Source organism: Streptomyces sp. NPDC045846 (assembly GCF_056431605.1).
Genome location: NZ_JBWKKJ010000004.1, coordinates 483140 through 501794, shown reverse-complemented (window position 1 = coordinate 501794; position 18655 = coordinate 483140). Strand labels below are relative to the sequence as shown.

Here is an 18655-nt window from a genome sequence, read left to right as displayed (position 1 = left end):
CGGTCGGGGACGTCGTGAGGCAGTTCAGGACGGGAGGGCACAGCATGGATCTTGCCCTGCTGCGTACGTTCGTCACCGTGCACCGGGCCGGTTCCTTCACCCGGGCCGCGGCGCTGCTCGGGCTCTCGCAGCCCGCGGTGACCAGCCAGATACGCACTCTGGAGCGGCAGTTGGGCCGCCCGCTCTTCCTGCGCCAGGCGCGCGGGGTGACCCCCACGACGATCGGCGACGAGCTGGCCCAGCGGGCGGCGCCGCACCTGGACGCACTCGTCGAGATCACCGACTCCGGTCTCCGCGAGGAGCAGGGTCCGCGGTCCCTGCATCTGGCCGGACCGCCCGAGTTCACCTCGCTGCGCGCCCTGCCCGCCCTCACCCGGCTCGTCCCGCAGGGCCTCGCGCTGCGGGCCACCTTCGGCAGTGCCGAGGAGACCCTGGAGGGCCTGGCCGCCGGCCACCACGATCTGGCCATCGCCACCACCCGGCCGCGCGGTCGGCTGCTGAGCTCGACTCCGCTGTGCGACGAGGAACACGTCCTGGTCGCCGGGGTGCGCTGGGCGGCGCGGCTCGGGCCGGGCGCCCTGCGGCACGCCGGTCCGCACGTCCTGGAGCCGATCCCGGTGGTGGAGGTCCACGAGTCGCTCCCCCTGGTCACGCGCTACTGGGCGTCGGTGTTCGACGCCAAACCGGCGGTCGCGGGCACGGTCATCGCCCCCGACCTGCGGGCGGTCCTCGCCGCGGTGACGGCCGGAGCGGGCCTGGCGGTGCTGCCGCGCTACCTGTGCGAGACGGCCCTGGAGCAGGGCGAGGTGGTGACGCTCCTCGACCCTCCCGTGCCGCCGCTGCGCACCTACTTCCTGGCGGTGCGCACCGGCACACTCGGCATCGCGCACATCGCGCGGGCGCAGGAATGGCTGCTGCGCGCCGCCGTCGACTGGGGCTGAGGAACGGCGGGGAGGCCCAGTGCGTTTCGCAGGGGTCCCTTCGGGCCACATTTCTCCCATGACCGTACGTCCAGTGGTCAAGCGCACCGCACGAGCCGTTCTGCTTGACGGTGACGACCTGATTCTGATCAAGCGCACCAAGCCCGGCACGGATCCGTACTGGGTCACCCCCGGTGGCGGCGTCGAACCCGAGGACTCCACCGTCGTCGAGGCCCTCCACCGCGAGGTGCACGAGGAACTCGGCGCGAAGATCACCGATGTGGTGCCCTGCTTCGTCGACACCGTCGAGCACATCGGCGCCGACGGCGGCGCGACCGGGGTGAAGGTGCAGCACTTCTTCGTCTGCCGTCTGGAATCCATGGATCCCTCCCTGCGGCACGGCCCCGAGATCGAAGAACCGTGCGGGGAGTACGAGATCGTCCGCATCCCGTTCACCCGCGTCGGCATCGCCTCGGTGCACCTCGTGCCGCTGTCCCTCCGGCACTACCTCGACGGCAACATCGAGGGTGTGCGGGCCATGCACGCCCCCGACCTGGGGTAGCCGGCCTCAGGCCCCGGCGCGGACCAGCGCGTAGGCCTCACGCAGGTCGCCACCCGTGTACGTGCGCGTGGCCAGGCCCCCGAGGTGGTGGTCCGCGTTGACCGCGACCGACACGGGTACCGCGGCGAAGAGGTCCACGTCGGACATCGAGTCCCCGTACGCCACGCAGCTGTCGGGGGCAACGCCGAACTCGGCGCACAGCCGGTTCATGACGCCTACCTTGGCGGCCGGGCTGAGGATTCCGGCCAGGTCCACGGGCCGGGTGAACGGCACATCGGGGAAGACCGAGCCGTGCGCTGCGTGGGCGCCCCAGCCGAGCAGTCGCTCCACGAAGAAGGAGGGGGAGAGCGAGATGACGGCGCAGTAGTCGCCCTGCTCGCGGATCTCCCGCCAGACGTCCTGGATCCCAGTGAGCCAGGGGGCGGTGTCGAAGGCGGTCACCACATGCGCCGGGGTCAAGCCGGACCACAGGCCGTGCACACGCACCGCGTATTCGGGCGGCCCGATCCGGCCCGTGGACAGCTCCCGCTCCAGTTCGCCGATCTCGTTCAGCAGTCCGAGCTGTCTGGATATCTCGACCGGCGCGGCGGATCCCCGTATGAGGGTTCCGTCGAGATCGAAGAGGTGAAGTCTCGTCATGTACGCCGAGGCTAGTACGTGGGGTTACTCCCCCTGTCGGACGCGCTGCCTCGGCCCCCCTCGGCACTCTGTTTCACGTGAAACAGAGCCCTCGCCCCGCCTTCGGCCGCCCGAGCCGCGCGCCGTTTCACGTGAAACATCTCCGGCGGCCCGTCCGCCGCGGCTGGCTGGTCGCCCATGTCGCGGTGTCGGTGAGCTGGCTCGGCCTCACCATCGGATTGCTCGCGCTGGGCGTCACCGCGTGCACCACGGACTCCGCCGCCATGACCGAGGCCGCCTACCGCGCCATGAAGGTCTTCGGCGACTGGATCGTGGTGCCCATCGCTGTATTGACGCTGGGCACCGGGCTGGTGCTGTCGCTGGGCACCCGGTGGGGGCTCGCCCGGCATCGTTGGGTGTGGACCAAGTTCTGGCTGACCTTGATCACGCTCTGCCTGTCGGCCTTCCTGCTGCGGCCGGAGATCAACCGCGCGGTCGCGGCCGGAGTGCCCGACACCAGCCTGGTGGCCGCCCCGGTCGTCTCCTCCAGTGCGTACTTCTTCATGACGGCGATCTCGGTGCTCAAGCCCTGGGGGCTGACGCGCCGTGGCCGGAAGTACCGTGCCGAGAACCGGAAAGTGGTGGACGCCGCGCGGGTGCGTCAGACAACCTGACCCACATGCCCTCACCGCTCGCCGAGCTCCCCCTGCGCCGACTGACCACCGAAGACCTCATCGCCTGTGCCGACCTGTCCGAGGACCGGGGCTGGCCGCGCGAGGAGCACAAGTGGGGACTCCTGCTCGCGGCGGGAACCGGCTACGGGATCGATGCCCCGGACGGCAAGGGCCTGGTCACCGCCTGCGTGGTCACCTCGTACGGGCCCGGTCTCGCGGCCATCGGCATGGTCCTGGTTGCCGAGCGCTTCGCGCGTCAGGGTGTCGGACGCCGTCTGATGAAGCACGTTCTGCGTGAGCTGGAGGGCACTCCGCTCACCCTCCACGCGACGCCGAACGGGCGCCCGCTGTACGAGGAGTTGGGCTTCGAGACGACCGGCCGCGCCGAGATGGTCAGGGGTCACTTCCAGCCGTCGGGCCCGGCCCCGACGGTGGCGACCCGCCCGGCGACCGCCGACGACCTGTCCCGGATCCTCCGGCTGGACACCGAGGTCTTCGGTCAGGACCGCACGCACATGATCGCCCGCCTGCCTGCCTTCTGCGACCAGCTCCGGGTCGCGGAGGACTCCACCGGACTGATCGGGTTCGCGGCCGCCTGGCCCAATATGAACACGCACGTGGTGGGCCCGCTGATCGCCCGCGACACGGAGACCGCGAAGGCCCTGGTGGCCTCACTGGCGGCCGGCACGGACCGCCCGCTGCGGACGGATGTGGATGTACGCCACGAGGAACTGCTGAACTGGCTGAAGGCCTCCGGCATGGATCCGGTCGGCTTCAACGCGGTCATGACCCGTGGCATCCCGGCGCTCCCCGGCGACTGGACCCGCCGCTTCGCGCCCCTGACGGTGGCGGCGGGCTGACCGAGCCGCACCCCGCAGGAACGGCCTGGGCCGCCCCAAGCGCCGCCATTCCGCAGGCACTTGAGGGCGGACTCCAAAAGCGATCAGGCCCGGGCCAGGGCCTCCACCGCCGCGCTCGCGAAACCGTGGTCCTGGTCGGGGGCACCCCCGCCGACTCCGATCGCACCGATCAGTCGGCCATCACGGTGGACAGGGACACCGCCCGCGATGAACAGCAGCGGCCGGTCGAGGGCTGTCGGCAGGGTGTGGAACAGACCACCGGGCTGGACCGCGTCCACCAGGTCGGCGGTGGGGGCGTTCAGCTGAAGCGCCGTGTACGCCTTGCGGGTGCTGGTCTCCCCGGCTATCAGTACGGCCCGGTCGTCCCGGCGGAAGGCGAGCAGGTGGCCTCCCGCGTCGAGGACCGTGATCGCGACGGTGACTCCGGCCGCCTCGGCGGCCACGCGGGCCGCGTCGACGAGGGCCTCCGCATCCTGGGTGGTGAGCGGGGACACGGCAAGGGTGGTGGTCATGAGGGGTAACTCCTTGATGGTGCGGGGCAGTTGATTCAGCGGTGGGCGACGGTGGCCCGGACCGGCTCGGGAGCGGCGCCCGCGACGAGGCGGCTGCCCGCACCCGTGCGCCGCTCCAGCGCACTGGAGACGAAGGCGAGCACGACGGCCGACGCGGCGAGTACCGCACCGACCCAGTTGGGCGCGGTGTAGCCGAGCCCGGCCGCGATGACGATGCCGCCGAGCCAGGCCGAGAGGGCGTTGCCCAGGTTGAAGGCGCCGATGTTGACGGCGGACGCCAGGGTGGGAGCGCCCGACGCCTGGTCGAGGACGCGCTTCTGCAGTGGGGGCACGGTCGCGAAACCCAGGGCGCCGATGAGGAAGACCATGACGGCGGACGCGACCTTGTCGTGGGCTGCCACCGTGAACAGGGCCAGGACGAGGGCGAGTCCGGACAGCGACACGTAGAGCAGCGGCATCAGTGCCCGGTCGGCGAACCGGCCGCCGACGAGGTTCCCGGCGACCATGCCGAGCCCGAAGAGGACGAGCAGCCAGGTGACGGACGTGTCCGCGTAGCCGGCGACGTTGGTCATCATCGGGGTGATGTAGGTGATCGCGGCGAACACTCCGCCGAAGCCGAGCACGGTCATCGCCATGGCGAGGAGCACCTGGACGTTCCGGAACGCGGCGATCTCGTGCCGCAGCCGCACACCCTCGGCCTTGGGCACGTCCGGGACGAGCTTGGCGACGCCGAGCAGACCCACCACACCGAGCGCCGCGACGACGTAGAACGTCGCGCGCCATCCGACCTGCTGGCCGACGAGCGTGCCGATCGGCACGCCCACGACATTGGCGACGGTGAGGCCGGTGAACATCATGGCGATCGCCCCGGCCTTCTTCTCGGGGGCGACGAGGTCCGCCGCGACGACGGAGCCGATGCCGAAGAACGCGCCGTGCGCGAGCGAGGCGACGATGCGCCCGGCCAGCATGAGCCCGAAGACGGGCGCGACCGCGGAGAGCACGTTGCCGACGATGAAGAACCCCATCAGCAGCATCAGCATCCGCTTGCGGCTGATCTTCGTGCCCAGGACGGTCATCAGCGGAGCGCCGAGCATCACGCCGACCGCGTAACCGCTGACCAGGTATCCGGCGGTGGGGATGGAGACACCGAAGGTTCCGGCGACCTCCGGGAGCAGCCCCATGATCACGAATTCTGTGGTGCCGATACCGAACGCCCCGATGGCGAGGGCTAGGAGCGCGAGTGGCATGGGATGACCTTCCAGAGATTGCGTGAGCTCCTTACGAGCGTCCACAATAGTTGCAGACGCTGATTAATTGCAAACGCGGGCTATTGCATTCGTGGACTATCCTGAGATCAAGCCGCTCCGGACGGAGGACAGACGCATGACCGCGACGGACCCCGCACTCACCGCCCTCGCCCAGGGCTGGTGCGCGCTCTCCCTGCTGCACGGCAAGATCGACAGCCACATCGAGCGCGCCCTGCAGTCTCGGCACGACCTCAGCGTGCGCGAGTACTCGTTGCTCGATGTCCTGAGCCGCCAGCACAGCGGCCCGGGCGGCCACCTCCAGATGAAGCAGGTCGCCGACGCGGTGGTCCTCAGCCAGTCGGCCACCACCCGGCTCGTCACCCGGCTCGAGGACCGTGGTCTCCTCACGCGGTACCTCTGCGACACCGACCGGCGCGGCATCTACACCGACGTCACCGAATCCGGTCTCGCCCTGCTGGCCCAGGCCCGGCCCACCAACGACAAGGCCCTGCGCGAGGCGCTGGACGAGGCAGCGCGGAGCCCGGAGCTGGCGCCCCTGGTCCGTGCGGTCGAGGAACTCCGGGTCCCCGTCTAAGAAGCCGGGCGTACGCTCCAGACCATGAGCGATCTTGAGATCAGGCCTGCGCGGCCCGAGGACATCCCGGCGATCGTGGCGATGCTCGCGGACGACGCGCTGGGCGCCCAGCGCGAGACGCCGCACGACCTGTCGCCGTACCGCGCGGCCTTCGACCGGCTTGCCGGCGACCCGAACCAGCACCTGGTGGTCGCGGACCGCGGCGGCGACATCGTGGGGACCCTCCAACTCACCGTCATCCCCGGGCTCTCCCGGCGCGGGTCGACCCGCTCGATCATCGAAGGCGTACGCGTCCACGGCGCGGAGCGCGGCAGTGGCCTCGGAACCCGGCTCATCGAATGGGCCGTCGGCGAATCCGAGCGCCAGGGGTGCCAGTTGGTCCAGCTGACCTCGGATGCCACCCGCACCGACGCCCACCGCTTCTACGAGCGGCTGGGGTTCGAGGCCTCACATGTCGGGTTCAAAAAGGCCCTGTAGTCCGCCTGGAGGTCGTGTTTCACGTGAAACACGACCTCCGTTGCCTCACGGCTCAGGTGCGCTACGCCGTACCGGAGTTCGCCCAGGAGCCGCAGCCGGGCCGTTTCACGTGAAACGTCAGACGCCGCGCCAACCGTCGGGGTCCACCCCGCCCGGCACCGCCGCCGCGTCGGGTCCGTACGGCTCCCGCGTGAACACGAACGACCCAAGGTCGAGGTGGCTCACCGAGCCGTCCGGCCGTCGCACCACACGCAGCGTCTCGCCCCGGTAATAACCGTCGAGTCCGACCCAGGTGCCGTCGCCGACGGCCTTGAACCGGGAGGCCCGGCCGGTGCCGCGCAGCGGTTCCAGGGCCACGCCGCCGTCGCCGGCCAGTCGCAACCCGTAGGAGGTCGTGCCCCAGTACCAGGGGCCGGTGAGCGCCAGAAGCTGCTCATCCACCTCGGGAAGCGGGCGCCAGGGCTCCGGGAAGCACGGTTCGGCCTCCACCACGATCCGTACGAGATCCGCGGCCAGCGTGCCGCACTGCGGGCCGGAGGTCGCGTTGGAGAGGGCGATCGCGGCCACCCCGTCCGCCACGCTCACCCACAGCCCGGCGACGAACCCGGGCAGTGAGCCGGTGTGCCCGGCGAGCTCCCGGCCCCCGCTGCGGACGAGCTGCAGGCCGAGCCCGTATCCGCTGTCCCAGCCGCCGGACTCCGGTGCGACGGCGGGGGTGCGCATCTCCGCCACCGATTCAGCGCTCAGTACCCGTTCGTCGCCCTCCATGAGGAAGACGGCGAAGCGGCAAAGGTCCGCGGCAGTCGACCAGAGCTGTCCGGCGGGGGCCATCAGACCGAGGTCCTCGGACGGCTCGGGCAGCAGGGCATCGGCCCATGGATGTACGGCCCAGCCGCCCGCGTGCGGATGCACGGGCTGGAGCGTGGTGCGGTCGAGCCCCAAAGGTTCCAGGATCTCGGTGCGCAGCGCCTCCTCCCAAGACACTCCTCGCACCGCCTCCACCAGAGAGCCGAGCAGCGTGTAGCCCGGGTTGGAGTAGTGGTGCAGCCGCCCTGCCGGATGCAGCTGGGCATGGTCCCCCAGCACATCGGTGAGCTCGGGGCGCAGGCCGCCCGGGGTGCGCTCCCACCAGGGCTCGGGCGACTCGGCGGCCAAACCGGCCGTGTGGGCCAGGAGTTGGGCGACGGTGGCTCCGCTCGCCGCGGTGCCCGGGAGGTGCTTCTCCAGCGGATCACCGAGGTCCAGCAACCCCTCGTCACGCAGCCTCATCACCAGGACGGCGGTGAAGGTCTTGGTGATGGAACCGATGCGGTACTGGACGTCGGCGTCCGGTCCATGGCCCTCGACGGAGGTGCGCGATCCGGACCAGACCATCCGGCCGTCCCGCGCCACGGCCGCGACGAGCGAGGGCGCCCGCCCTTCGGACTGAGCGACCGCGATGCGGTGGAGGAGGGCGCGTCGGGTGGCGGGCAGCAGCTCTTCGAAGGGGGACGGCGATGTGGATGAACGGGATGAGGTCATGGCCAAGGTCTAGTCGCGCTCCCACGCCCAGTCGACCGCTTTTCGTGCGAGCCGCGCCCGACCACCCGTACCCGCGTCGTGCTGCCGTGCGGTCGGGGATCACGCACCGGGCTTGTGGGCGATGAGGACGGCCCGAGGCACCTTCTCCAACGCATCGGGCACCCGCAGGAGTTGGGCCTCCACAGTCAGCCCGGACTCGGACAGCAACTGGGCGACCGGCTCGGGGCGCCGCCAGTGGTGGTCGAGCGCGATCGCGTGCCCGAAGGCCTCCGTACGGTGCGGGGACTCGTCACCGACCTGGAAGACGAGCAGGACCCGCCCACCCGGCGCCAGCACACGACGGAACTCGCCGAAGACCAGCGGCAGTTGATCGTGGGGGACGTGAATGATGGAGTACATGGCCACGATGCCCGCCAGGGCCCCGTCCGGTACGTCCAGTGCCGTCATCGAGCCTTCGTCGAATCGCAGGCCCGGATACGTCTCCCGGGCGAGCGCGACCATGCGCGGCGACAGATCGATCCCGAACACGTCCAGTCCGAGGCTGTGCAGGAAGGCCGTACCTCTGCCGGGCCCACTCCCCACGTCGGCGACGGGGCCGCCGCCGGCCGTCTCCACCATCTCTGCGAACGCGGCCAGCATGGCCCGCTCCAGTGGCTTGGCCTCCAGCTCGGAGGAGAACGCTCGGGCGTAGTCGACGGCGATGGCGTCGTAGGCCGTCCGAGTCGCCTGCACGAAGTCCGGTTCAGTCATGGCCGGGGACCCTACTGGGGGCCGCTGACACCGAGTCGGGGATCACGCCGAGGCGCAGTCCCCAGCAGCTCCGCCTCCGCTTCGCAGTCGGCCGCTTGGAGGAGGCCGGGGCTGTTGGCGGAGTCGGGGCCGGATCAGGTCTGAGCCATGTCCACGAAGCGTGAGTAGTGGCCCTGGAAGGCGACGGTGATGGTCGCGGTCGGGCCGTTACGGTGCTTGGCCACGATCAGGTCCGCCTCGCCCGCTCGGGGCGACTCCTTCTCGTACGCGTCCTCACGGTGCAGCAGGATGACCATGTCCGCGTCCTGCTCGATGGAGCCCGATTCACGCAGGTCGGAGACCATGGGCTTCTTGTCCGTGCGCTGCTCGGGACCACGGTTCAGCTGCGAGAGCGCGATCACCGGGAGCTGGAGCTCCTTGGCCAGCAGCTTCAGGTTTCGCGACATGTCCGACACTTCCTGCTGTCGGCTCTCGGCACGCTTCGAACCGCCCGACTGCATCAGCTGCAGGTAGTCGATGACAACGAGGCGGAGGTCGTTGCGCTGCTTCAGGCGGCGGCACTTCGCGCGGATCTCCATCATCGACAGGTTGGGGGAATCGTCGATGTAGAGCGGCGCCTGCGACACGTCCGGCATCCGGCGGGCCAGTCTCGTCCAGTCGTCGTCGGTCATGGTGCCGGAGCGCATGTGGTGCAACGCGACACGGGCCTCGGCGGACAACAGACGCATCGCGATCTCGTTCCGCCCCATTTCGAGCGAGAAGATCACGCTGGGCAGGTTGTGCTTGATCGAACAGGCCCGCGCGAAGTCCAGCGCCAGCGTGGACTTACCCATCGCGGGACGGGCGGCGATGACGACCATCTGGCCGGGGTGCAGACCATTGGTCAGCGAGTCGAAGTCGGTGAAGCCGGTGGGCACTCCGGTCATCTCGCCGCTGCGCGAACCGATCGCCTCGATCTCGTCGAGCGCGCCCTCCATGATGTCGCCGAGCGGAAGGTAGTCCTCGCTGGTGCGCTGCTCGGTGACGGCGTAGATCTCGGCCTGCGCGGAGTTGACGATGTCGTCGACATCGCCGTCCGCCGCGTATCCCATCTGCGTGATCTTGGTGCCCGCCTCGACGAGCCTGCGGAGCACCGCCCGCTCGTGGACGATCTCCGCGTAGTAGGAGGCGTTGGCCGCGGTCGGCACGGACTGGACCAGCGTGTGCAGATACGACGCACCGCCGACCCGGGTGATCTCGCCGCGCTTGACCAGCTCGGCGGCGACCGTGATGGGGTCGGCGGGCTCGCCCTTGGCGTAGAGGTCGAGGATCGCCGTGTAGACGGTCTCGTGGGCGGGCTTGTAGAAGTCGTGGCCCTTGATGATCTCCACGACGTCGGCGATGGCGTCCTTGGAGAGGAGCATGCCGCCGAGGACGGACTGCTCGGCGTCGATGTCCTGCGGGGGCACTCGCTCGAAGCCGGAGGAACCGCCGTCCCAGTCGTCCGGACCACGGTCGTGCTGGTCGTCGCGGCCTCTGCCACGACCACGGCCGCGGCCTTCGCTGTCGCCGCGCTGGCGGGAAACGGGCAGACGGTCACTCGGACCGGTGTCGGCCCAGGGCTCGTCCAACGGCTCGGGAATGCTCACCGGGCCACCTCCTCCCGTCCGCTCCGCGGACCTAGCCGTGCCACTCTTTTTACGGCACGACACTGACAAAACGAGTAGCCCGACTCCGGTTCCGGCGCGTCGGGCGCCGGACCACGTTAGGCCCGGGAGCGGCGTCAGCCAATCTGGTTATCCACAGGGCATGTGGACGAACGACCGGATGCTGTGGAGAAGTCTCCGGAACCTGTGCACGGACCGGGGGACAGCACTGTGGACAAAGTCATAGCGACCCAACAACAAGGGCCCTGACCTGGCCTTTCTCCATCCACTGGCTGTGGGGGAGAAAAACTTTCCCGACTGGCTCAAGATCGTGGCGACCGGCGCCCACACGAACCGGACCCGACTCCAGAGGTAAGGATCACAAATGCATTGCATCCATTACCTGTGGAAGATTAGATTGACGCCATGACACAGGCCCCCAGGGCGCCGGAGAACGACCGGCAGACCTCCCGACGCCGACACGATCGCGAGATCGTGTCCCTCGCCGTTCCCGCCTTCGGTGCCCTGGTCGCCGAGCCGCTCTTCGTGATGGCCGACAGCGCGATCGTGGGCCATCTGGGCACCCCACAACTGGCCGGTTTGGGTATTGCCGCCCCTCTGCTCACGACCGCCGTGAGCGTCTTCGTCTTCCTTGCGTACGCCACCACCGCCGCGGTTTCCCGCCGGGTGGGCGCCGGCGATCTGCGAGCCGCGATCCGCCAGGGCATGGACGGCATCTGGCTGGCCCTGCTCCTGGGCGCCGCGGTCGTCGCCACCGTTCTTCCCACCGCCCCGCGGCTGGTCGCTCTCTTCGGCGCCTCGGAGACCGCCGCCCCCTACGCCATCACCTATCTCCGCATCTCCGCCCTCGGCATCCCCGCCATGCTCGTCGTGCTCGCCTCGACCGGTGTACTGCGCGGCCTCCAGAACACCAGGACACCCCTGTACGTCGCCATCGGCGGCTTCGCCGCCAACGGTGCCCTCAATCTGGGCCTGGTCTACGGGGCCGGACTCGGCATCGCGGGCTCGGCCTGGGGCACTGTCATCGCCCAGTTCGGGATGGCCGCCGTCTATCTCACCGTGGTCGTGCGGGGCGCACGCCGTCATGGCGCCTCGCTGCGGCCCGACGTCGCGGGCATAAGGAACAGCGCCCAGGCGGGCGTACCGCTCCTGGTCCGCACGCTCTCGCTGCGTGCGGTCCTGATGATCGCCACTGCCGTGGCGGCCCGCCTCGGCGATGTCGACATCGCCGCTCACCAGATCATCCTGTCCCTGTGGAACCTGATGGCCTTCGCTCTCGACGCCATCGCCATCGCCGGTCAAGCGATCATCGGCCGTTACCTCGGCGCCGACGACGCGAAGGGCGCCCGGCAGGCCTGTCGCCGGATGGTGGAGTGGGGCGTCGCCTTCGGAGTCCTGCTCGGCCTGCTCGTGGTCGTGGCCCGGCCGCTGTTCATCCCGCTCTTCACCGGTGACCAGGGCGTCCAGCACACCCTGCTGCCCGCTCTGCTGGTGGTCGCCCTCATCCAGCCCGTCGCAGGGGTGGTCTTCGTGCTCGACGGTGTCCTCATGGGGGCGGGTGACGGTCCCTATCTGGCCCGCGCCATGCTGGTGACGCTGGTCGTCTTCGCTCCGGTCGCCCTGCTCGTGCCGCCCCTCGGCGGCGGTCTGACGACCCTGTGGTGGGCCATGGCCCTGATGATGACGGTACGCATGCTGACTCTCGCCTGGCGTGCCCGGTCGGGCCGCTGGCTGGTCACCGGCGCCACGCGCTGACCACCGACCCCGACGAGGCGGGTGGCTGTTTCACGTGAAACAGCGCCGCCCCAGCTGCTCGGCCGAGCAGTCTCCGCCGTGCTGTTTCACGTGAAACGCAGAGAAAGAGCCGCACCCCGAAGGGCACGGCTCTTTCTCTGTGCTGTGCAGTGCTTAGGCGGCGATGACCTCGACGCCAAGCTTCGCGACAACGTCGGCGTGCAGACGCACGGACACCTGGTGGGCACCCAGGGTCTTGATCGGCGCACCGAGCTCGACGCGGCGCTTGTCCACGTCCGGGCCACCGGCAGCCTTGATCGCCGCAGCGACGTCGGCCTGGGTGACGGAGCCGAAGAGACGGCCGGCGTCGCCGGAGCGAACAGCCAGACGCACCTTCACGCCCTCGAGCTGGGCCTTGACCTCATTGGCCTGCTCGATGGTCGCGATCTCGTGGATCTTGCGCGCACGACGGATCTGCGCGACGTCCTTCTCGCCACCCTTGGTCCAGCGGATCGCGAAACCACGCGGGACCAGGTAGTTGCGAGCGTAGCCGTCCTTGACGTCAACGACGTCGCCGGCAGTGCCGAGGCCAGAGACCTCGTGGGTCAGGATGATCTTCATTTTTCGGTCACCCTTCCCTTATCGCGCGGTGGACGTGTAGGGCAGCAGCGCCATCTCACGGCTGTTCTTGACGGCCGTGGCGACGTCACGCTGGTGCTGCGTGCAGTTGCCGGTCACGCGGCGGGCACGGATCTTGCCACGGTCGGAAATGAACTTCCGCAGCATGTTCGTGTCCTTGTAGTCCACGTAAGCGGTCTTGTCCTTGCAGAAAGCGCAGACCTTCTTCTTAGGCTTGCGCACAGGCGGCTTCGCCATGGTGTTTCTCCTGTGTGATCAAGAAGTGGGGTTACGAGCTGCCCTAGAAGGGCGGCTCGTCCGAGTAGCCGCCGCCGGAGCTTCCGCCCCAGCCGCCACCGCCGCCGCTCTGCGGCTGGCTGCCGCCGGCCGGCGCGCTGGAGGCCCAGGGGTCGTCGGCGGGAGCACCGCCGCCGCCCTGCTGGCCACCGCTGGGGGCTCCGCCCCAGTTGCCGCCGCCCTGCTGCTGACCGCCGCCGTAGCCACCCTGGCCGCCGCGACCGGTGGTCTTGGTGACCTTGGCCGTGGCGTTCTTGAGGCTGGGGCCGACTTCCTCGACGTCCAGCTCGAAGACCGTGCGCTTGACACCCTCGCGGTCCTCGTAGGACCGCTGCCTCAGCCGGCCCTGCACGACTACGCGCATGCCTCGCTGGAGCGACTCCGCGACGTTCTCCGCCGCCTGACGCCAGACCGAGCAGGTCAGGAACAGGCTCTCGCCGTCCTTCCACTCATTGGTCTGACGGTCGAAGGTGCGGGGAGTGGACGCGACACGGAACTTCGCGACGGCCGCACCGGAGGGGGTGAAGCGCAGCTCGGGGTCGTCGACGAGATTGCCGACGACCGTGATGACGGTCTCGCCTGCCATGGATGAACCTCTCGGCGGGGATTGCTGCTGGCTGCTGTGTTGCTACTCGGACCCGATTACCTCTGAGCGGAAGCTCAGTGGGTCTCGGGACGGAGGACCTTGGTCCGGAGGACCGACTCGTTCAGGTTCATCTGACGGTCGAGCTCCTTGACGACCGCAGGCTCGGCCTGAAGGTCGATGACCGTGTAGATGCCCTCGGGCTTCTTCTTGATCTCGTAGGCGAGACGACGACGGCCCCAGGTGTCGACCTTCTCAACCTTTCCGTTGCCCTCGCGGACGACGGAGAGGAAGTTCTCGATCAGGGGAGAGACAGCGCGCTCCTCCAGATCGGGGTCGAGGATGACCATCACCTCGTAGTGACGCATGTGGAACCCACCTCCTTTGGACTCAGCGGCCACGGTCGTTCCGTGGCAGGAGGGTCGTGATGCGTAAGCAACGGTATCGGCCCCCACTGACAATCCCTCTCCGTGAGGAGCGGGACGGTACGCGGGCACGGCTGACACCGGTGCAGACCGACCAGAGTACCTGTTGACCCGCTTCCGGTTGAAATCCAGTGGGCAGGGGACGCAATCTGTACAGATCGGGTGTGTGCGGCGTCACCCTTCGCCGCCTTCCGCCAGGAGGTGCTTCATGGCACAAGCAGTGCGACCGAACGCCGTCTCCCTCTTCGCCACCGACGGCAAGCCCCATCCGCTCCAGGACACATTCGCGGCCGTCACGGTCGTCCTGGGCGTGCTGGCCTTCACCACCGCGTGGTTCCACAACCTCCACCTGGTCAGCTCGTGGGCCGGGCTGGCCGGGATCGTCACGGGCGCGTACGGCCAGTTCATCTCGGCCACGACGCGCGAACGCTTCCTGTTGATCCTCGGGCTCGGCGCCTCCGGTGTCGGGTTCTTCCTCGGCATGGCCCACGGCGGGCTCTTCGGCGGTGTCGTGGGCGGCTGACGGCCGCCCTGCCCCCACCATCCCGGAATCCCGTACGGCGCTGTGCCGTACGGGCCAACCGGGGCGCTCCTGCGGCCCAGTAGGCTTCGGCACGAGAGCCGGAGCCCCTGTACCCATGGGGACACACCTGCCGAGGAGCGCCCCGCATGAGCCTGACCCTGAGGACCATCAGCCGTGAGCAGCATCTGGCGTACATCCAGAGCCTGCCCGCGGCGAGCCACTGCCAGGTCCCGGCGTGGGCTGACGTCAAGACGGAATGGCGTTCGGAGAGCCTCGGCTGGTTCGACAAGAACGGCGAGCTCGTGGGCGCCGGTCTCGTCCTCTACCGCCAGCTCCCCAAGGTCAAGCGCTACTTGGCGTACCTGCCCGAGGGGCCGGTCATCAACTGGTACGCGCCCAACCTGGACGAGTGGCTGAAGCCGATGCTCGCGCACCTCAAGCAGCAGGGTGCGTTCTCCGTGAAGATGGGGCCGCCCGTCGTCATCCGGCGCTGGGACTCGACCGCCATCAAGTCCGGCATCCAGGACCCGGACGTCAAGCGCCTGCGCGACGTCGAGGCCACGCACATCGAGCCGCGTGCCTTCGAAGTCGCCGACCGGCTGCGCAAGATGGGCTGGCAGCAGGGCGAGGACGGCGGCGCCGGGTTCGGCGACGTGCAGCCGCGCTACGTCTTCCAGGTGCCGCTGGCCAACCGCTCCCTGGACGATGTCCTCAAGGGGTTCAACCAGTTGTGGCGCCGCAACATCAAGAAGGCCGAGAAGGCCGGCGTGGAGGTCGTCCAGGGCGGCTACGAGGACCTCGCCGAGTGGCAGCGCCTGTACGAGATCACCGCGGTGCGCGACCACTTCCGCCCGCGTCCGCTCTCGTACTTCCAGCGCATGTGGACGGTCCTCAACTCCGAGGACCCCAACCGGATGCGGCTCTACTTCGCACGCCACAACGGGGTCAACCTCTCGGCGGCGACGATGCTCGTCGTGGGCGGCCACGTCTGGTACTCCTACGGGGCCTCCGACAACATCGGCCGCGAGGTGCGGCCCTCCAACGCGATGCAGTGGCGGATGCTCCGCGACGCCTACGCGATGGGCGCGACGGTCTACGACCTGCGCGGCATCTCCGACTCCCTGGACGAGACCGACCACCTCTTCGGCCTCATCCAGTTCAAGGTGGGCACCGGGGGCGAGGCGGCCGAGTACCTCGGCGAGTGGGACTTCCCGCTGAACAAGCTGCTCCACAAGGCGCTGGACATGTATATGTCGCGCCGCTGAGCGGTTGCGTAACCTCGTTCCTCGTACCTCCGACACATCGCAGCCATCAGAAAGGTCCGGACGGCCATGGCGCTCACCCTCTACGTCGACTCCGCTCGCTGGCGGGCGCACCAGAAGTCCGTGATCGACCAGTTCCCGGGCATCGTCCCGGTCTGCAAGGGCAATGGCTACGGCTTCGGCCACGAGCGGCTCGCGGACGAGGTGTCCCGCTTCGGCTCGGACATCCTGGCGGTCGGCACGACCTACGAAGCCGCCCGGATCAAGGACTGGTTCAGCGGCGACCTGCTCGTCCTCACGCCGTTCCGGCGCGGTGAGGAGCCCGTACCGCTGCCCGACCGCGTGATCCGCTCGGTCTCCTCGGTCGACGGCGTGCACGCCCTGGTGGGCGCCCGGGTGGTCATCGAGTGCATGAGCTCGATGAAGCGGCACGGCGTGAAGGAGGAGGAGCTCGGCATGCTGCGCTCCGCCATCGAGGACGTACGGCTCGAAGGCTTTGCGCTGCACCTGCCGCTCGACCGCACCGACGGCTCGGACGCCGTCGAAGAGGTCATCGCGTGGATGGACCGGCTGCGCGCGGCCCGGCTGCCGCTGCACACCATGTTCGTCAGCCACCTGCGTGCCGAGGAGCAGGCCCGGCTGCAGCAGCAGTTCCCGCAGACCCGCTTCCGCGCCCGCATCGGAACGCGGCTGTGGCTCGGCGACCACGAGGCGACCGAGTACCGGGGGGCCGTGCTGGACGTCACCCGGGTCGCCAAGGGCGACCGGTTCGGCTACCGCCAGCAGAAGGTCGCGTCCGACGGCTGGCTGGTCGTGGTCGCCGGCGGTACCTCGCACGGCGTGGGTCTGGAGGCCCCGAAGGCTCTGCACGGTGTGATGCCGCGGGCCAAGGGCGTCGCCCGGGCCGGGCTCGCCACCGTCAACCGCAACCTGTCGCCGTTCGTCTGGGCGGGCAAGCAGCGCTGGTTCGCTGAGCCTCCGCACATGCAGGTGTCGATCCTGTTCGTGCCATCGGACTCGCAGGAACCGCGTGTGGGCGACGAGCTGGTGGCCCACCTGCGCCACACCACCACGCAGTTCGACCGCCTGGTCGACCGCTAGGCAGGACCGCCCCGCGGGGCACGCAGAACATCGGGCCCCTGGCCGACGACAGCCGCCGTCGGCCAGGGGCCCGAGCCCTTTCACAGGTCCGCTAGGAGGCGGGGGTCCTGGCGCCCCACTCCACCCGCGGCCCCTCTTCGAGCGTCACCGCGTGGCGCGGGGGATGCGCCGCCTGGCCCAGCACGAACACGTCCTCTGCCCGGTCGAGGACTCCGCCCGACGGATCGTCCGTGCCGTCCCGGCGTACGACGTCCCGCTCCGGCATCAGGGTGTCGCGCACCACGACGGCGCACAGATACAGCGTGGTCAACAGGTGCGCGGCGATGGCCAGTTGGTAGCCCTCGGTCGGCAGGCCCTGGTGCTTGTCGCCGCTCATCGTGTAGGCGAGGTACAGCCAGATCCCGAGGAAGTACACGACCTCACCGGCCTGCCAGATCAGGAAGTCGCGCCAGCGCGGCCTGGCGAGCGCGGCCAGCGGGATCAGCCAGAGGACGTACTGCGGTGAGTAGACCTTGTTGGTGATGATGAACGCGGCGACCACCAGGAAGGCCAGCTGCGCGAAGCGCGGACGGCGCGGCGCGGTGAGCGTGAGCACCGCGATTCCCGCACAGGCCAGCACCATGAGCAGCGCGGCCAGCGTGTTCACCATGTCGGTGTCCAGGCCCTTGCCCGTCCGCTGCGAAATGATCAGCCAGAACGAGCCGAAGTCCACGGACCGTTCCTGGCTGAAGGTGTAGAACTTCTTCCACCCCTCGGGCGCGAGCATCATCACCGGCAGGTTCACGACCAGCCAGGCCCCCGCGGCGCCCAGTGCCGCGGCCCCGAACTCCCGCCATTTTCCGGCCCGCCAGCACAGCACGAGCAGCGGTCCGAGCAGCAAGACGGGGTACAGCTTCGCGGCGGTCGCGAGCCCGATCAGGATGCCGAACGCGAGCGTCCGACCGCGCGACCACATCAGCATCGCGGCCGCGGTGAGGGCGACGGCGAACAGGTCCCAGTTGATGGTGGCCGTGAGGGCGAAGGCGGGGGCGAGCGCGACCAGGAGGGCGTCCCAGGGACGACGGCGGTGCGTGCGCGCGACGCAGACGGCGATGACGGCCGTGCAGGCCATCAGCATGCCCGCGTTGACCATCCAGTACATCTGCTCCCGGTGCTGCATGTCGCCGCTGCCCGGCGTCAGCCAGGAGGCGACCTCCATGAACAGGCCGGTCAGCACCGGGTATTCGAGGTAGTTCATGTCGCCGTTGAGGCGGTCGAAGTACGGCACGAGGTTGTCGGCGAAGCCGCGCAGCGAGTACAGGTGCGGGATGTCCGAGTAGCAGGCGTGCGTGTATTGCGAATTGGCACCCCGGAACCAGGCCCAGTCGTAGCAGGGCAGCTTCTGGGCCATCCCCAGGGCGAACATCCCGAGGGCGACGAGCACCACGATTCTGATCGGCGTGAGCCAGTGGTGGCCGGGCCTCGCCCAGCGGCCGAGCGGCCCGCCGATCAGCTGGCTGCCCGCCGCGGCGACCTCGTCCTGCTCCGTGGGGCGCACGACGGGTTCCGCGGAGTCTCCGCGCCGGTCCTCGTACACACGGGGGCTCGTCTCGCTCGTCATGCCCGACATCCTGCCGTACACCGCTGTGGATACGGGGAGCGGTCGTGTTTCACGTGAAACGAGGCCGTCGTTTCACGTGAAACAGAAGGGCGGTGTTTCACGTGAAACACCGCCCCTCATTCCTCAACCA

Annotated in this window: 21 protein-coding genes; 10 read left to right on the top strand and 11 right to left on the bottom strand. The window is 69.4% G+C overall.

Translation table 11 applies throughout. From position 1 onward, the window contains the following. The first annotated feature begins 44 nt into the window (after positions 1–44). Together AC07F3_RS14465 and AC07F3_RS14460 are read left to right on the top strand one after the other, a co-directional pair. Positions 45–941: a LysR family transcriptional regulator gene (locus AC07F3_RS14465; protein ID WP_479113854.1), complete on the top strand. Its 897-nt coding sequence runs from the start codon at positions 45–47 to the stop codon at positions 939–941. 58 nt (positions 942–999) lie between these two features. Next, entirely contained in the window at positions 1000–1482 is a 483-nt protein-coding gene (locus AC07F3_RS14460) for an NUDIX domain-containing protein (protein ID WP_479113852.1), read from the top strand. Between the two features lie 6 nt (positions 1483–1488). Here AC07F3_RS14460 and AC07F3_RS14455 read toward each other — a convergent pair whose 3' ends face one another. Beyond that, positions 1489–2121 carry an HAD family hydrolase gene (locus AC07F3_RS14455; protein WP_479113850.1) on the bottom strand — a complete coding sequence of 211 codons (633 nt, stop codon included), beginning with the start codon at positions 2119–2121 and terminating at the stop codon, positions 1489–1491. A gap of 131 nt (positions 2122–2252) precedes the next feature. Here AC07F3_RS14455 and AC07F3_RS14450 point away from each other — a divergent pair, with 131 nt between their 5' ends. Further along, positions 2253–2774, top strand: a complete 522-nt coding sequence (locus AC07F3_RS14450; RefSeq protein WP_479113848.1) for a DUF2269 domain-containing protein — start codon at positions 2253–2255, stop codon at positions 2772–2774. A gap of 5 nt (positions 2775–2779) precedes the next feature. Beyond that, positions 2780–3634: a GNAT family N-acetyltransferase gene (locus tag AC07F3_RS14445; RefSeq protein WP_479113846.1), complete on the top strand. Its 855-nt coding sequence runs from the start codon at positions 2780–2782 to the stop codon at positions 3632–3634. Positions 3635–3717: 83 nt separating this feature from the next. Here the strand turns inward: AC07F3_RS14445 and AC07F3_RS14440 are convergent, their stop codons facing one another. Both AC07F3_RS14440 and AC07F3_RS14435 read right to left on the bottom strand, forming a co-directional pair. Next, complete coding sequence (locus AC07F3_RS14440) at positions 3718–4146, bottom strand: GlcG/HbpS family heme-binding protein (RefSeq protein ID WP_479113844.1); 429 nt, start codon at positions 4144–4146, stop codon at positions 3718–3720. Between the two features lie 35 nt (positions 4147–4181). Then, positions 4182–5393, bottom strand: coding sequence for an MFS transporter (locus AC07F3_RS14435; protein WP_479113842.1), 1212 nt, complete (start codon positions 5391–5393; stop codon positions 4182–4184). Between the two features lie 136 nt (positions 5394–5529). On the opposite strand from AC07F3_RS14435, the gene AC07F3_RS14430 reads away from it, so the two are divergent. After that, positions 5530–5988 carry a MarR family winged helix-turn-helix transcriptional regulator gene (locus AC07F3_RS14430; RefSeq protein ID WP_479113841.1) on the top strand — a complete coding sequence of 153 codons (459 nt, stop codon included), beginning with the start codon at positions 5530–5532 and terminating at the stop codon, positions 5986–5988. 24 nt (positions 5989–6012) lie between these two features. Beyond that, complete coding sequence (locus AC07F3_RS14425; RefSeq protein ID WP_479113839.1) at positions 6013–6465, top strand: N-acetyltransferase family protein; 453 nt, start codon at positions 6013–6015, stop codon at positions 6463–6465. Between the two features lie 117 nt (positions 6466–6582). On the opposite strand, the gene AC07F3_RS14420 is transcribed toward AC07F3_RS14425, so the two are convergent. From AC07F3_RS14420 to dnaB, 3 genes are all read right to left on the bottom strand, one after another. After that, positions 6583–7986, bottom strand: a complete 1404-nt coding sequence (locus AC07F3_RS14420; protein WP_479113837.1) for a serine hydrolase domain-containing protein — start codon at positions 7984–7986, stop codon at positions 6583–6585. A 99-nt stretch (positions 7987–8085) separates the two neighbouring features. Continuing rightward, complete coding sequence (locus AC07F3_RS14415) at positions 8086–8736, bottom strand: class I SAM-dependent DNA methyltransferase (protein WP_479113835.1); 651 nt, start codon at positions 8734–8736, stop codon at positions 8086–8088. Between the two features lie 134 nt (positions 8737–8870). After that, complete coding sequence (gene dnaB / locus AC07F3_RS14410) at positions 8871–10364, bottom strand: replicative DNA helicase (protein ID WP_114038681.1); 1494 nt, start codon at positions 10362–10364, stop codon at positions 8871–8873. 423 nt (positions 10365–10787) lie between these two features. Here dnaB and AC07F3_RS14405 point away from each other — a divergent pair, with 423 nt between their 5' ends. Then, on the top strand, positions 10788–12137 hold the full coding sequence (locus AC07F3_RS14405; RefSeq protein WP_479113833.1) for an MATE family efflux transporter: 1350 nt from the start codon (positions 10788–10790) through the stop codon (positions 12135–12137). Between the two features lie 153 nt (positions 12138–12290). Here AC07F3_RS14405 and rplI read toward each other — a convergent pair whose 3' ends face one another. The 4 genes from rplI to rpsF form a co-directional block, all read right to left on the bottom strand. Next, positions 12291–12737, bottom strand: a complete 447-nt coding sequence (gene rplI, locus AC07F3_RS14400; RefSeq protein WP_114038679.1) for a 50S ribosomal protein L9 — start codon at positions 12735–12737, stop codon at positions 12291–12293. 18 nt (positions 12738–12755) lie between these two features. Then, positions 12756–12992 (bottom strand): 30S ribosomal protein S18, encoded by a 237-nt coding sequence (rpsR, locus tag AC07F3_RS14395; protein WP_005315025.1) that lies wholly within the window; start codon positions 12990–12992, stop codon positions 12756–12758. A 43-nt stretch (positions 12993–13035) separates the two neighbouring features. Beyond that, positions 13036–13617 carry a single-stranded DNA-binding protein gene (locus AC07F3_RS14390; protein WP_479113831.1) on the bottom strand — a complete coding sequence of 194 codons (582 nt, stop codon included), beginning with the start codon at positions 13615–13617 and terminating at the stop codon, positions 13036–13038. A gap of 74 nt (positions 13618–13691) precedes the next feature. After that, on the bottom strand, positions 13692–13982 hold the full coding sequence (gene rpsF, locus AC07F3_RS14385; protein WP_053724701.1) for a 30S ribosomal protein S6: 291 nt from the start codon (positions 13980–13982) through the stop codon (positions 13692–13694). Between the two features lie 265 nt (positions 13983–14247). Here rpsF and AC07F3_RS14380 point away from each other — a divergent pair, with 265 nt between their 5' ends. The 3 genes from AC07F3_RS14380 (at position 14248) to AC07F3_RS14370 (ending at position 16925) form a co-directional block, all read left to right on the top strand. After that, entirely contained in the window at positions 14248–14562 is a 315-nt protein-coding gene (locus AC07F3_RS14380; RefSeq protein ID WP_479113829.1) for a hypothetical protein, read from the top strand. 146 nt (positions 14563–14708) lie between these two features. After that, positions 14709–15827, top strand: a complete 1119-nt coding sequence (locus tag AC07F3_RS14375; RefSeq protein WP_114038676.1) for a lipid II:glycine glycyltransferase FemX — start codon at positions 14709–14711, stop codon at positions 15825–15827. 66 nt (positions 15828–15893) lie between these two features. After that, positions 15894–16925: an alanine racemase gene (locus tag AC07F3_RS14370; protein ID WP_114038675.1), complete on the top strand. Its 1032-nt coding sequence runs from the start codon at positions 15894–15896 to the stop codon at positions 16923–16925. A gap of 91 nt (positions 16926–17016) precedes the next feature. On the opposite strand, the gene AC07F3_RS14365 is transcribed toward AC07F3_RS14370, so the two are convergent. After that, positions 17017–18525: a glycosyltransferase family 87 protein gene (locus tag AC07F3_RS14365; protein ID WP_479113826.1), complete on the bottom strand. Its 1509-nt coding sequence runs from the start codon at positions 18523–18525 to the stop codon at positions 17017–17019. Between the last annotated feature and the right edge of the window lie 130 nt (positions 18526–18655).